Source organism: Lysinibacillus sp. NPDC048646, from assembly GCF_050272295.1.
In the GTDB taxonomy this organism is placed as follows: domain Bacteria; phylum Bacillota; class Bacilli; order Bacillales_A; family Planococcaceae; genus Lysinibacillus.
Genome location: NZ_JBNNLZ010000042.1, coordinates 1 through 16,675, shown reverse-complemented (window position 1 = coordinate 16,675; position 16,675 = coordinate 1). Strand labels below are relative to the sequence as shown.

The following is a 16,675-nucleotide window of genomic DNA, read 5'->3' as shown; positions in this document are numbered from 1 at the left end:
GTGCAAAATAGCCATCTATTTGAAAAAATTTCAGATAGATGGCCATTCGTCGTGCGTACCGAAAAGGTGCGCTTATTTTTTTATTTCGGGCTTACTTTATAATTATTTTTCACAGCGTCTCAGAGTGTTATTTTCTATAAAAAACAGCGACAAAAACCGATTTAACAGTGTTTGTCGCTGTTTGAAATGTGACCAAGGTTGTATTTGGGAACCTTTTTTCAATCCTTAATTTTTAAAAAATCTGCATATACAGAGAAATATGGTTCTAACCATTTTTCTATAGATATTCCATATTCTCCTGCAAATCTATTTAAATACTTTTCAATTGTTTCTTGAGGTTCTTTACATCCTATTAAAATATCGTGTTGACCTGCTGCTGTTACATCTATAATCATACCTCCATAGTTTAACCATCCATGCAAGGTATATTTTCCATTTTGCATTTTATAAGCCCCTTGATAATAATCTAGGTTGTCAGCATTTTCTTTATCTATTTTTTCGTACATTACTTTAATTAAAATACTCATATATACACAATATAACCCTTTTTGTTCCCAATGAAATACTTCAGTACTGTTATCTTTAACCCCTTTTTTTATTTCATGTGCAAACTGAAGTAATGTGAGTAATGAATCAGGGATTTTAGTCTTATTGAATCTTAACATATCTGATGTATAAGGTGTTTCTTGAATCCAGTTATCATCTTTTAATGTTTGGTTTATAACAGAGAGCAGTTCTTCCTCTGTCGGCTGTGATGATTTCATTTTGATAATGACTTCGTCTTTAGTCTCTTTAAAATCCATATTTTCATCTCCTTACCTTATTTTATAACATTATCAACCCTTTACATCAACACAACACACTCCACGTGCGCTGAGTGCTAGATGTAATTTGAGCAGTGGAATTCTACTTATATTTAAATCAATTAACAAGATAATGATTAAAGTAGTTACTAATTAATATTTTTTAAATGTAGAGACCTTGGAGCCAGCCGCTAACTCAAGAAGCAATAAACACCCGTTTGACAACTTTTCTGTGAGTTATTAAATTATTAAACTTGGATATACAAAAAGTTTTAATGACCAATTAAGAAATAGTCTTCATAACATTATTCGTAAACTTATTCACCGAAGCTCAATTCACATGTGGTATGACAATATGGTTCATGTCCAATTTCACTTACTAGCTTGTCAAAAATCTCCTTTGATACAAGAAGTTGACTCCCTCTTAATACTGGAGTTCTTTCCTGTTCACCAGTCAAATGTTTATACGTACACCAATTTTGATACTTAAGAACGCATTTCCCCTCCGAATCCATTCCAATCAACCCTTTATCAGTACTTGTCATTGTTATTTCCAATAAACTAAGAACTTCAAAAGTAAGTGCTAAATAATCATAACGATAATATGTCATAAATGGGTTATATCCTATACTCGCATCCGTAAAAACAACGACCTTTTTATTCCTAAGCCCCATTGGATTACACATATACTTAGGAAGTATATGATCAAGAACAGAACCTCTATAGTAATCATGATATAAAGGTAGCCTTTTGCTTTTACCGAAACCCACAGCAGAACACGTCTGGTAGATTTTGCAGTTATCACCAATACGCTGAGATCTCCATAAATCTTCCAAATACACATATTCTCGTTCAATGTACGCTAACCTAATCCAGTCTTCTTCATTTACACTAGACACGCTATCCTTTACATCCGTCGGGTGTGGGATTCCATTAGGCCTTGCTATCGCTGAATTACTAATTGCATTTAGCAGTAATACATCTTCTCTAATACTGTGGTAAAAAAATTCTTTATCTTCAAGACTTCTTAATCTTGCAAAACCATCCCCAACTTCTTTTCCGCAACATAAATAATCCATAATCGCATTCCCAATGGCCTTTATGTAATCACTATGAATCTGAATATTATCCATCAACAAACTAGATATGTTGTCCATATATGTGTCAGATAAAATTCTCATTTTGCTTTCATTATGAATTTCACCGAAGAATCCCAGAATATAATCATCAACTGATATGCCCCTATCTTCAAGAAACTTATATCTTGGGTCTATACTTTTGAAGTCCCTCAGAATAAAATCATTAAATCTTTGATCAGTAGTCTGAACCTTTGATTTTATTCTTTCCTCCATCTCGCCACTCAACAAGAACTTTAATAAGAATCCATCATCTCCATTTGCATTGATGCGAATGTAATCATCAAGATCCACTAATTGATACTTCTCTCTTTCTTCATAAGAATACATATCTTCAACTAACTGAATCAACATAGCAATGCTCAAATTAATGTACTTAGAATAATTCGCCAAAACCCGCTTAAATGGTCTTATAAACATTGCCCTCTCTGCATCTTGCGTAAGTAGTGTTTCGAGAGAAGCAAAAACTGACTTATGTATATCTGCAGTTCCATAACGCAATCTCGCTAATAACACATGATGCAACAACTCTTCAATGCAGTATCCTTCAAATTCACTTTCAATTTTCTCCCATTCAATCTCTACTCTACAACTCAATCGTAAATCAATAACGTCATAAACTAAGTCCCACAACGCTAGAACTTCTTCTCGCCAGTCATCAAGGTCTGATAGCATTTTTATTATGTTATCAGATAGCCCGTTAACGCCTTCAAAGGGCTTATACATACTCCCAAAATATTCAAAGTATGAATCAATAGTCAACCTTTTATCTAGAATGTAAGCCTTCGTGAAAAACTCATAACTACTATATTTATGGTACCAACCGTCCTTTTGAGTGAGATAGATTCGCAGATTGAGATACGCCCTTACACCATCTATAATTTCATCCATTTCCCCTAGACAGATTACACCCTCTTGAATATTCGAATACTTTCTAGATACAGAGTCTTCAAAAGCAAAATCAACAAGTTGATTAATAACAAACATAACCTCTTGCGACAATTCTTCTTTATTTACCAGATATGTCTTAACAACACTGTTTACCTCTTCAGAATATCCGTATGATTTCATAAAGACTAAGACTTCATATATGTTATTCTCATCTATATCTTTATCACTAAACGTTTCTGTGATTTGGACTCGATTATCTTCATCAGTAGAAGATATCAATGGATACCCTTTCGCTTCAATCAAACTACAATCAATATTATATTTTTCGCACAAACTTGTTACAGTTTCTATAAACTGTTCTTCGACTTCATATGCATCATTGTTAAATTTAAATTTGCTTATCAGATCAACAACGGAAGTTCTTGCAAGAAGTGACTCTTCTTCGTTGTCTATCAAAGCAATATTATTGAGGTAAGCCTGTATAAAATCATTCCTACTTTCATTGGGCATAGACTTAAACAATGCGTTCCCAATTCTTGAGTACTTTGGTGTTAGCCAATCAGTAAGTATCGTCTTTAGTGTATTCTCACATATCCAAGATTGTTTGTAGACTTCCGAATCTACAACTAACTTCTTCAATGCCAATTCTGGTTCATATTTACACAACAATTGTGACCATTCATTCTGGTAATCACTTGTTTCTTTTCCATCAGTTTGACTTACTACCGCAACGGACATTCCACCTAATCGCTTTATACACTCTTTGCCTTTTCCTGGGTCTATCCAATAAATATCTTCAACTGTATCCATTAACCTACTAAGTGTTCTATCTCTACGTTGGCCATATGACATTATCATTCTTATAGCATGGCGAAATTCATGGATTCCCTGCCTTTCATCTCCATTTTTATTCAGGAAAATGGATTTCTGCATATAATAATCGGCTAAGTCCATATGTATCCTTCTGGTCTTCTGCTCTTCAGTCACCTCACCAAAATGCTTTAAGACAAAGTCATAGTTATCATCATTCGATATTTCTGTAACCAGTTCAAATAACCGGTCAGTCGTTAAAGGACCCATCATTGCATTTTGAATAGTTGTCATTGTCTCACTTGATGATTCAACAATTATACTAAGGATTTTCTTCCATTCAGCCTTGCTTAAAACGACACTTCTCAATGGTTTTTGGATAGTATCATAAATCTCTTGTTTTAGACCATATAGGTCCAAGGTGCGAATACCATGATTTGCTACCGCTGTTACCCGATTTAGATTCGAATAAAGTTCTATTAATTCAATTCCCTTGATCTCTCTTTGTTTCTCAAGCACACAGGTTTGAAAAACAAAGATAATCCAATTGTGAAACCAACTTAAATCAGTGATTGCTTCAACCAGTGAATCTACCTCACAAGAATATGCTTCATAAATCTTCGTAGCATTTGCAACTAAGTATTTAACTTTACTTTCTGTATCACCGTATATACTATCAGCAGTTTTGACTGTATTGAGAATATCTTTTACATATTCTTCATTTAATCCCTCATGATCAGTCCCTTCTATCAATCCACGCCATTTTTCCATTAATTCCATATCCGTAAGAAGTGAGATGAGTTCATCTAACCTGTCTCGATGGGCATACTCGTCCAGTACAACTTTCATGTATACACTATCAGTTGAATAACGAACTACAGCATCTTGGTTCTTATCCATATCAATTGCTGCAGCGGTCAAATATTTCAGTTGTTCTTTTTGTTCATCCCCATTAAGGTTTTCGTGGGATTCATTCTTCTCTAACATCCCATTTATATAACTTTTCCACGGTGGAGTAACAAGGTTACGTGAGCAGGAGTAGCAAACTCTTAATCCTTCCTTCAAAGGCATACTCGCTTTTCCTTCGTAGATAAGTATTTCACTTAACCATTGAAATCCTTGTATTTGTCCAATGCACATTGAGTACTTTTTCTCGTATATCTCATAGTCGAATTCTGCATTCAATACCATATTGGATAACTCTGAAAGCACCGCCAATTTCGAAAACGACTTTTTCTTAGTTGCTGCTTTCACAAAATAACCTGATATTTTCTTTATTACATTAAATCCATAACCTCTAAAGAAACTCTCAGTAACAAACTCCACGTTAGCATATTCCAATAGCCTATCATACTGGCCTGATTCGTATAACAGCCGGAATAAATTGTTGAACGCCTTAATATTGCTATATACACCTGTACTCTCAAGCCAAATTATTAGGTCTTTATATATATTGTCATAAATTGAAAGTCCATTCCCATCAAGCAATTCTAGTATATATCGTCGGAAACTTTCATGATAAATTATGAATCCACCATTTACAGCACTTTCTTTAAGTATACTGCGTAGTATCTTTATCCTCTTTTCAACATAATTTCCTATACCAGTTATAGCTTTCAGTTCTTCAATACTCAAATAGAAAGATGCCCCAGATAATACATATACTACTTTATGATCTTCATCAATCTGTTCTAACAAATAGTCGTAGTAACCCTTCAAATCATCATTATAGTCAGGAATTAAAGCAAGAGTATCCATCCATGAATCTAGAACACTGGACTTTGAAAGTTCATTGACCAAATAAGTAACATACAGAGGATTACCATTGCTTTTATTTAACAAATAACTATTTAATGACACTTCGCCCTCTTTTTCATACAAACCAATACCTCTAATTTCAAGATATCTACCAATTGTATTTGTATCCCAGTTTTCAATTTCAGTGAGCGTATAGTCTTGCTCACCTAGCTCTAGTACTTCTGAAACAGGTTGTGATACAACGACAATTTTCACGTTTGCAGGCACATTAATTCTCTTGATTATCTCTATGATATCAGTCTTATTTGCTCCGACGGTAGATTCATGAGAAGACCTGATCCTCTCGATATGATCAAGTCCGTCTATTATTAACACAATCTCTTTATCAATATGATCAATTAGTGACTGAAGTTCGTTTTCGTCAACACCAAACCTAGATGTCTTTATGTCCTTTAACTCTGGACAGGCGATCATTATATCTTTAATCAGATTTGCCATGAATATATTGGAAGTGATTCTACCTGTATAGAATATATCATCCAAACTTGTATAGCAGTAATGCCTAGAAAATAGAATGTTTCGTGATTTGAGATAATCGATGAAATTAGTAATAAACCACGATTTCCCAGATCCTGGCTCACCAATTAAAATAGTCTTGTTATTCTTCTGGATGTTTGAGTAGAATTCTTCAAATGTATTTTCATCATGGATATTACTACTTGAATCAACAGGAAATAGTTGCTCTATGTTTCCATAACCAACAACTAAACCTAAAGCACTAACTACTTGATCCGTTTTTAGCGTTCTCTGGTTAGCCCTTGCATTCTTAACTATACTCATTAACTTCAGAAGAACACTTTCCGGAGATAATTCATGGTTCGGATAAGTTCCAACGCCAAAATCCTTTAGACATTCTACAGTAATCCTTTCCATTTCACCCTTATTCACTATATCTAAACTTGCTTTTGGTAGGCATAGCTCTACTTTCAAATCTTGGAGAAATTCTTTGAAATTATCCCTCGATATATTTGTTACATTATTTCTTAACCGTTTCCAAGAAATTATAGGTCTTTCTTCGCCCAGAGACCAAATTTTATCAATATTAATCCTGTATTGTTTCACTTTTGGAGATGTAAAATCGTTGCTTGTTCCTACCTCTTCTAAAAAATCAAGATCATCATTATAATCCCATGCAAGAAGTATTTTTATTGATATATCTCTTTCGTAATCCAACTTTTCCCATGAATTGTATAGTACATCTAGTGCAAGGTCATAAGTTAAAGATGAGAAGTCACTTTTTGTTACCGTTTTATCATCACTATACTTGATCTGTCGTTTGACTACCTCATTATTATTAATCACGGTAAGATCATCGAATTTATCATCATCGTATTCCTTGATGTCAACCTTGAATTCTGAGGAATTTCCTTTGAGAAGATCATTAATAATGAAATATGAAGTTAGTAAGTCTTGGTATTCATACCCCTTATGTGCATCTGATAATCCCATATAATCTCCTCCCTTCTTAGAATTTTTTAAATTTTTAAAATTTTTTAAATAGGATTTTAAACGAAATTGGCTCTGCTGCAGGATTTTCCGTATACATTTGTTTGTTAAAACGCTTTTTATTTCGTTGAATGAATATATTGGCTGGCTCTACAATAGTTGCAGATGAACTGTTGTTTTTACGAAAAAGGAACAAAGGAGATTTATCATATCTACGAAAACGACCTCCTAATTTGAACTGTTGCGCGGTTTTAATAGGAGGTCATTCGATAAATGTTAATTTTTATTAAAATTAGGTTGGGTACATATTGCTTTTTATAACTAGGCTTGGTGTTCCAGCACTTATTGTTTATTAATTTTCCAATTCCAGGAGTTTTTGCTTTAATCAAACTCTTTTCTATACAAACACTCCTGTGTAGCTTATCTCTTTTAAGGGCTTTTGTTTATCGTATAAATTTTTTTCAACAAATCTAAAGTTTAATTTGTGTCGTTAATAATTTAAATAGCAATTTATTTGATGATAATTTACTTATATGAACCTTTACCAATTGTCTATTCATTCCAACAAATTCTTTATCAATAGCGATTCGTTCAATGATTTGTTTAATTAGTCTATCTATTAAGCTCTTCTTTTTATCAATTCTATGATCGATTTTTTTTGTAAAATCTACCGATTTCGTTTGTGTACTACATTCCATGTAAAATATTAAATCTTCATAAGCAATACAAATTTGTTCAAATATACGAGAAAGCTCAAAGGCATGTCTTTGTCGCTCTGCTTGTAAATCGGCACGCATTAAACCATATACCTCAATGGAAGTTTTCCCTTTTGATGTTTTGTCAACTATCATACCATTAGATTTATAATACAAATGGTCTTCAACCTTAATATTGGGATTACAAGGATTAAGTAACATTGGTTCCTCTTCACTTAACTTATGCGTACTTTTAAACGATCTCTTTGCTATATCCTTTAACGGAAAATGCGTTCCTTTATATTTTGTCGAATTGCATACACGACATGCCCATAACAAATTATCCCAATCAGAAGCGAGCCAATAATAACCTTTATGATTAGGATTCCCTTTTACACCTTGCTTTGGACGCCAATGCTCGACCTCTCCATAACTGTTTTGCATAAATAGACTTTCACAAAAAGCACATTTTGAATAAAATTCTATTTTTAACTGATTTTTAACAGCCCTATTCGAATAAACATTAAAAGAAAATACATTTTTTAAGTCCGCCCAAGTTTTATTATCTATTTCCATATATTTAATAATTCTTGCTCGTTCACCGTTTGTATCGCTATTTTGATTTGTTAAATATCTAGGTTCTGCTCTCTTTGTAATATTAATCATCTAATCCCCACAATCTTAAGACAGCTTGTTTAATATTTGAATCAATATCCTCAACATTATCATTTATATTAATGCGCTTTTCTTCAATCGCACTGTCAATTATTTGTAGTGCTATTTTTTCAGCTTGACTATATCCATAATATGTATATTTCGTTTTTCCGGTCGTTTCATATTCAATATTCATCTGCTCCTGATGAATAGGATCAAGAGTGCTATCTAACCCAAAAAAATCGGATAATAAGAGTTGCTCAATCTTTAAATCTCCTTGAAAAGGAATATTTTCTTGTAATACTAGCGTCTTGTCTTCTTTCCATTGCTTTTTCAATACAATAATTTCATTTGGTTCTAATCCACGCAAGCAAAGTGGATCATGTGTGGTCATAATAAATTGCACGTAAGGAAATGTTTTCCTGAACAAATCGACTATCTTTATTTTCCATGATGGATGTAAGTGAACATCTATTTCATCAATTAAAACAATTGCTGATGTAAATCGTCCATTATGATTCGGCTGACTTAATAAAAAGCGCATAATATCGACCACTAAGCTTACAATCGTACGATAGCCACTACTTAATTCATCAAAACGATAATAAGTCTCAGTATTAAACGTCACAAGGAAATGTTTTTGCTCATCATTAAATGTTAAATACACCGATTTATCGGAATCAGTTGGTAAAATTTCTACTAAGGCATCCTGTATTTGGTGAATATCCTCCTTTTTTGCCCAATCTGATAAATTTGGCAAAAAATACGCATTATTTGATATTGGAAATAAATTACGGACATTTTGAAATACTGGAATAGATTTTTCAACTCGATTGGTATTATTTAATCGTATTGAGCCATATGCCGCAATAGGAATATTATGTTTTATCTCGCAGTCACTTCCACCAGACTTAAACTTAACATTATGAATAGAGTCTTCATCTTCTAAAATACCGAACGTTACCGATAAAGATCCATCCTCTAAACGACTCGAAAATCTTTTTGTTTTTTTAACAAGCCGGGTTGCTGATACTACAAGACTTTGTAACAATGTAGTTTTACCTGTACCGTTCTCACCTAAAATCACCAGCCAAGGTGTCTTCTCTCCAAATTGAAAAGTATAGTCGAAATTTAATTGAGATAGGTTTTTAATATTGAAACCCTTAATATACTGCGGCAAATTGGTAGAAGGAGGTTGATTGCTAAAAGGCGCTACTTCTATCTCTCTCATTATGTCGTTTTGTTTATAACTATATGTCTCATATATTTCACTAAATTCTGCGTCACTTATTTTAGGATTCAAGCGTAAATTGCTTAATAATTGTGTACGCTTTACAACAGGTAGTTTAATAAGTTTTCTCAATGAATACTGATTAAAAATAAATGTACGTAAAACCCCAGAATGATCGATTAAGTCAAATATTTGATATTCCCTCTCACTTAATATATTTGTTTTATTTTTACTCAACACATCAAAATATTTAACACGTTTTTTAACTAAGCCTACACGATTTAAATTTAGTTCATTAATCGTTTCATTTCCTCTACGTGTTTTCGCTATCACTTCACCATTTTCTAAAAATTGTATATGTTTTTCTGGCTCATCTATGTATGGATTAAGTAATAATGGCTTTTCATTACTAATATCAATTTCAAGCTTATTTTGTGATGATAAACCGTCTATCGGGAATTTATTACTTTTAGCCATAGAACAAGCGGCACAGACTGGCAATAAATTTATCCAATCATATGCAAGTTGAGGATATAGCGATTTTGGACGGTAATTCTCAATATAAGCTTTGTCTAATATAGTTTCACAGTACGCACATTGATGATTAAAATTTGCAAGTAATATCTCATATAAATCGGGATCTAACATTTTTAATGGCTTAAAATTATAATGCTTATAACTCGCGCTATCTCCATTATTTTCAATATTTTTTAGATTTCCCTCTACTTCTATTAGATATTTTTTCAACTGTTCCTTCGATTTCTGTAGTCTTTCGCTTTCCATCGGCTGTGTAGTAAGTTCTACTTTTATCAATTATAAACACCTTCTTTTACTTTTATTTTTTTGATTGTTAAAAAAGCATTTTTATAGGTTCCATTTAATTAGAATATTTGCTCTAAGCTCATAATTTTACTTCCAATGTCTTATAGTTCAAAATCTATTTTACTAACTTGCGATTATTCTTCACCCCCACGCGGATTACATGGCATCTTTAAAAAAGTTTTAAAACAAGCAGATCTGCCATCTTCCCGGTTCTCTTTGCACCATTTACATCACACATTCGCGACCCTCATGTTACAAGAAAAAAAATACGGAATTAAGAGTATTACGTCTACGGAAGTTTATACGAATGTTGACTTCCAGCAAAAAAAGTCCTTTAACCTTTTTAATCCCTTGTAAATCAAGACTAACGACCTTCTTTGGCTGTTAGTCTTTTTCCTTCAGGTTGAAGTGTCTCAAAGATTGCGACATTAATACCCTTTATTCAAATTACTCAAATAAGTTATCAGTTGGTCCATCTGTATGAAGGCTGCATTCATTTGTGGTTGTTGATTCACTATTTTTGAATTCCTTGATTATATACCTATTATTAAAACTTTTAGGTAACCATTTTAATTCATTTTCATCTAACGGCAGGTCTTGAATATCAGCACTTTCTTCGATGTATATCTCAAACCATATATTTAAGATTTTTACTTGTTCATTATTTCCATCTAAGTTTTCAAGATGTTTTAAAGTTTGGTTAAATATTTGTATATACTCTATAACCCTAGACTCATTCTCTAGAATCCTAATTAAAGTTAGACACTTTATGTACAATTGTCTAAAATTATATTCAGTATTAACTTCATTGAAATATCTATTAAAATGATTTTTTAGTTCTTGTTTACTTAGTTTATCTCTATCATAAAGCCACCCATATACTTCCATTAAAACCGTTTGCCTATCTTTTAAATTTTCATATCTTTCAACTTTCAGGTTTCCTTGTAATATGTTTTGAGCATTTTTTAAACAGCAAACTTGCTGAGATATATCCGATTCAGAAAATGCAATATTTATATATGAATTTGCTATTAACATATTTAATATCCAATAGTGATCAGGTTTAATATTTGTATAATCTATTTTTTCTAATACCATTAAGCTCTTTTTGTATTTATTACATGCGTTTAATTCCCATCCTATGTTTAATAATTTCATATCTCTATTTGAACCTATAGAAAAATCTATTAAAATATTAATATTTTCATCTAAATACTTTAAGACGTCTGGATCGTTAACATTCTTTATTATCCCAATAAGTTCAATGCAATCTCCAATCCACTCTACAAAGGTTAAATTGCCTACTTCAATATTGAATTTATCGATTAATTTACCTAATTTATTGAACATTCCTATTTTCAAAAAATCATTAACACTAAACTTTAAATATCCCTCTTTTAAAATCGTTGAGATAGTTTGAATTATACTCTCGATTTTTTTACTATCATTAGATTCAGAATATATTAATAGATCAAGTATTAAGCATATGTTAATCAGGAACAAATTAGTAGTGTCATGATCTCCTTTATTTTTCTTAAGTTCAAATAAACTTGGCACTTTCAAATCAATAAAAAATTTTTCATACTCGTTATGATATACATCTAAAATTGCTCTTGATAATAACTCTATGGTTTCTAAAGTGGTACTATCTTGAAAATAATATCCACCATTATTCTTTTCCCATATTTCGGGATATATACAGATGATTTTTCTTTTAAAATTATTTAAATCATATTCTGAAACTTTATCCTTAAAATTGCTTTCTAAGTATTCTATAACTTTGAAGCATGCCCAAATACTATCTTTATTTACGGGATTAAAAAAATGATTTATAAATAGAGTTATCTCATTGTCTTCTAAAGGAAATAGTTCTGAAAGTTTTTCTGAAATAACACTTATTGTGATTTCTAACTGCTTTTCTAGCTTTTCATTTTTTTTAAAATACGTACTTTTCGCCTTAATAGTTAACATCGAAAGTTTTCTAGCAGTAAATATTAAAAAATTTGTTTTTGACAATAGCATATGCAATTTCAAAAGTTTTCTAAGCTCATCCTCAAATAATAAAAGATCCCCCTGAAGCCCTTTATCCCAAAGATTCGCCAAAATAACTCCTTGATGTGCTTTAGAAAATAATTTAAATAAACCCACTTTCTCAATTACATTTTCCGTTATTGAATAATTCCATCTATCAATAAACCTTAAAGATAGTAATGGGTTATTTAGTTCGTTCACTATTGAAATATATTCTGTTTCATTTAAACAAGCAATTGCATCAATTAATATTATAGTTTTTTCTCTTAAATAATAATTTGAAGTATAAATCAATAAAGTGTCATTAAAAATGAAATATGATTCATATCCAGATAGTTCATCAGATAATTTATTGTAAATATTTAGTCTATTCACTCTTTGTTCAGGAAATTCAGGTCGACTGTATATTTCTTCTTTTTTTAAGTAGAATTCAGCTTTCAATAATTGAAGAATTTCTCTCTTTTCATCACTACTGAGACAAAGAACAGAATTAATGTCTTCATTTAAATAAAATTGACCATATTTTATTAATGCAGCAATTAAATATACATTTTTTTCTACAGAATTTAGTTCTAACTTAATCAATCTTCTGATATTATTTATTTCAACTTTTTCAAATTCAGCAACAGGAGTTGTCTTATTTAATAGCTTCATAACTTGGTCCCAATAAGAAGTCATTAGTAAACTCTCCTTTTCATAAAAGATTTTTCAAGCTAGGAAACACTTCCATGCCATTAGGCTTTAATGGGCCATAATAACCATTCCAAGATTTCTCATATTCATCAATAATCTCTTGCGGTAATCCACCTTCTAATCTATAAATAGTAGAGTGATAATTTCCTATATCTTTTATAGAAGAACCTAAAATCCATACATTATTATCTATAATAATAAATCTATCATGGAATGTATGTTTGCCAGAGCGATACCAATTCCTTATCTCAATATTATTTAAAGAAGCCCCTGTATCAGTTTCGACTTTCTTTAAGTATGAATTAATCGAATCGCATCTCATAAACTCTAAATTACTTTCTAATGCAGTGATATTTTCACCTTTATATTCACTTAATAAAACCTTGATTTTTAAACTTCTATTAGATAAAGCTAGAACTGATAAATCCGATAAAATACTTTGGTCTACATATGGATCCCATATCCATATTCTATTAGCTGCTTTTTTATATAATTCTTCGTAAATAATTTTTTTAACTTCTTCGTTCGATAAATTATTGTTTAAAAATAAACTTCCTAAGTTCCTAATTTCTATATTCCTGTTAGATTTAAGTCTTTCACTTTCTAATTTTTGCCACACCATATCGTTTCCATCAGAAACATGTATAGGCTTTTCCTTGGTTGTTATATCTAAAATCTCTTCCTGAATTCCCCTTTTAACTTTTAATTCACCTACTTTTTGATGCATACTTATAGTGGTTTCTCTCAGTAGGTGAACCGTTTCTTCATTAGAAATTTTCCATATATTATTTTTTTTAATATAAAATTTAAAACCAATTTTGGTTGGTTTAAAATCAATATTAAATTTACAACTCTTACAATTATCGTTTAGATCAAACATTTGAGATAGAAGAGCTTCTTCCCCATCCCAAGCCTCTAATACAACTCTAGATTCAAATTCTAAATTACCTAATTTCATAAATGAAACTTGGCTAGTTTCTGGATTGAAATTATATTTAAACTGATCAACTAAAGACAGTTCTAGAAAAATTACTGTCCCTAAAAAATCTTGTAAATAAAACAAATCAAATCCACTATGTAATTTTATAAAGTCAGCTATTTTTAAAAAATATTTTTCATCTATATTATATTTTTCTTCAGAGTAGCTCATTCTAATATAAGTCCCCTCGTCAATGATCTTTGGCCACCATCCATTTGCGACTGAATTATTGACTGTACGTGGAAGAAATACTTTAGGTCTTTTTATAGTATTACGAAAATGTATTGATATTTCTCTGTCTCTTAGTTTCAGTTTTACATTTTGATTTTTATGAATATTATCGTATAGATTTTTTGCTTCAAAGTTTTCTAAATGTATCTCAAAAAATGTAACTTTTTTTTTTCCTCTACTATCTAACTTCTTTATTTTCCCTAATAACTGTTCATTAAATGTTTCTGGTTGAAATACTGTAAAATAATTCTCATATTCTCCACCCTTCCCGATAGCGAAAAGTTGAACTTTAACCCCTGACAATATCTTTGAAGTAATTAGCATAATCTTAAACTCCTACATTTTTCTATTATTTTATATCTTCAAGATTTAAAAGATTCAATTAATCTTGGAGATAAAACTATTTTCGTATTATTTCTATCCACATCGGTCATTCCGCTTAAAATTACTTATTTTCACCTGACACTACCTTTCCCTAACAGGATCTAAATATCCACGAACTTTATTCACATTCATTTTTCCTTAAAGATGGACTAATATGGGATTATGCAAAATATAAAATAAATCAAGTTGCAGATTAATCCTCCTGAAAATTAATAAAATACAGATTAATTTCAATTCAATATACCATAAATTACAACTATAACTATATCCTTTAATATAATAAAACTTTAAAGATCTTTTGATTGAGACTTCCTATATATTCACTTGGTGAAGGAACTCTTGTCCTTGATAGCTTTTCTAAAATGGATACCCTTGCACTTTGCCAGTCATAACTTCTGTCTACACTGTTTTGGACTTGTACTCTATAGATTACGTTCATGCTGAACTCACAAAAAAAAAGCTGTTGAGAAAACTCTCATCAGCTTTTTTTAACACAAATATAAATTTACAAATTAATATTAAAAACTGAGATTTCAGGCGGCGCCTTAAAACGAACCGGAATTCTTAATGTTCCAATTCCTGTATTTACGTAAAGCTGCATTCCTTTTTTATTAATGGTATAAATTCCATCACTATATTTTTCAGCTAAAGATGTAGACATTGTTTTAATGAAAGGAATCTGAACCTGTCCCCCATGACTATGTCCAGCTATTAGCAAATCAACTGACGTATCTTTTAAAAGATCTGCCATATCAGGCTCATGCATTAGCACAATTTCGTAATCACAATCGTTCTCCCTTTTCTCCAATATACATTTTGTATCCGGATTTCCAAGCAATGCATCGTCCAATCCTCCGATAAAGAGCTTCTTGCCATTTGAAACTGTTAGATTAACTCCGCTATTTTCCAATAAAGTAAAGCCTGAATTAGTTAATACATCTTCATATACTCGAGCAGCTCCACCACCGTAATCTCGGTTTCCCCAGATGGCATATGTTGAAAACAGTTAATATTTCTTTATTCAAATTACCTGATAATTTCATTTGAACAGCTTATATTTTCACTTATAACGAATATTTTGATTTTCTTAACTAAGGTAAATTTACAATAAAAAAGCACTTCCAATGGTTAGGTTTTCTCTAACCATTGGAAGTGCAGTTAATTGTAATGCTGAATATTTTTTATGAATATTGGACAAATCTACATTAAACGATAATTCGCATTATTTAAACGAATAATCCCCTTTTGAACGATAAATTATGAGAAACATCCGATAATTAGAAAGTTGTGACCAAGGTATATATATTATGTAAACTAAAATTATTTGGCATGGAGGAGAGCTTGGATTCATCAATTCCCCTGTAAAAGGACACAAAGATGTCTCACTCCGGGACACAAAGTACGCACATTCGCGATTTATTCGTAATTTCGAAAAAATCGAGACACAAAGTTTACACAGTCAGTCATTCCGATTTTTTATCATTAAAATTAAGTCCTATCTTACAGTAATTTTACTCATATAAGGTACATAAAAAATGTATAAGTTCCTTATGGTTAAAAGGATAAATAGTTCTGATTCTGAAATGGTTAAGTCAATTCATTTACTATATACGAATAAGAAATGTCCAGACTACTTAAAAGACCATACATAGTCTATTTCCTCAACAAATTCAACTACTTGTTCGTCCTAAACGTTTTCCACCTCCTGTGTATATCTAGTGTCTAAGTGTATATGGTAAGTTTTATCATTTTTTTGGACTTAATCTTAATAAGATTGTGGTTCTCTCAAATGTTTAACTATAAAAAATAAAAAGAATCCATTTCAAAATGAATTCTTCTCTAGTGAATTAGTTTACTATTTTATTTCGGAAATGCTGAATGGTTAATGCTACATCATGTAAAGTATATGGGACATTTTTAAAGTAAATGCCCTCCCTTTTAATCCATTCGACTGCGATATCGTAAGCCCGTATTCAAATAACGCATATAAACACGCAGCACCTCCCGGTACTATAAAGGTATCAATTAAAGGAGGTGCCTTTCATATGCCA

The 16,675-nt window shown here is 31.3% G+C and carries 7 protein-coding genes; all 7 read right to left on the bottom strand.

All coding sequences use genetic code 11. The features are described from left to right. Nucleotides 1–218 precede the first annotated feature (218 nt). The 7 genes from ACQKII_RS24000 to ACQKII_RS23970 all read right to left on the bottom strand — a co-directional run bounded on the left by ACQKII_RS24000 (nucleotide 219) and on the right by ACQKII_RS23970 (nucleotide 15,534). A complete protein-coding gene (locus tag ACQKII_RS24000) occupies nucleotides 219–803 on the bottom strand; it encodes a hypothetical protein (protein ID WP_427462952.1) in 585 nt (194 codons plus the stop codon). Nucleotides 804–1,120: 317 nt separating this feature from the next. Continuing rightward, nucleotides 1,121–6,907, bottom strand: a complete 5,787-nt coding sequence (locus tag ACQKII_RS23995; RefSeq protein ID WP_427462951.1) for a hypothetical protein — start codon at nucleotides 6,905–6,907, stop codon at nucleotides 1,121–1,123. Between the two features lie 467 nt (nucleotides 6,908–7,374). Further along, the gene (locus ACQKII_RS23990; protein ID WP_427462950.1) at nucleotides 7,375–8,265 is read right to left on the bottom strand and encodes a hypothetical protein; all 891 of its coding nucleotides are present in this window, start codon (nucleotides 8,263–8,265) and stop codon (nucleotides 7,375–7,377) included. After that, nucleotides 8,258–10,297, bottom strand: coding sequence for an AAA family ATPase (locus ACQKII_RS23985; RefSeq protein WP_427462949.1), 2,040 nt, complete (start codon nucleotides 10,295–10,297; stop codon nucleotides 8,258–8,260). The genes ACQKII_RS23990 and ACQKII_RS23985 overlap by 8 nt, the downstream gene beginning before the upstream one ends. 456 nt (nucleotides 10,298–10,753) lie before the next feature. After that, nucleotides 10,754–13,015, bottom strand: coding sequence for a hypothetical protein (locus tag ACQKII_RS23980; RefSeq protein ID WP_427462948.1), 2,262 nt, complete (start codon nucleotides 13,013–13,015; stop codon nucleotides 10,754–10,756). A gap of 16 nt (nucleotides 13,016–13,031) precedes the next feature. After that, complete coding sequence (locus tag ACQKII_RS23975) at nucleotides 13,032–14,564, bottom strand: VPA1262 family N-terminal domain-containing protein (RefSeq protein WP_427462947.1); 1,533 nt, start codon at nucleotides 14,562–14,564, stop codon at nucleotides 13,032–13,034. A gap of 565 nt (nucleotides 14,565–15,129) precedes the next feature. Further along, nucleotides 15,130–15,534: a hypothetical protein gene (locus ACQKII_RS23970; protein WP_427462946.1), complete on the bottom strand. Its 405-nt coding sequence runs from the start codon at nucleotides 15,532–15,534 to the stop codon at nucleotides 15,130–15,132. Nucleotides 15,535–16,675 lie beyond the last annotated feature (1,141 nt).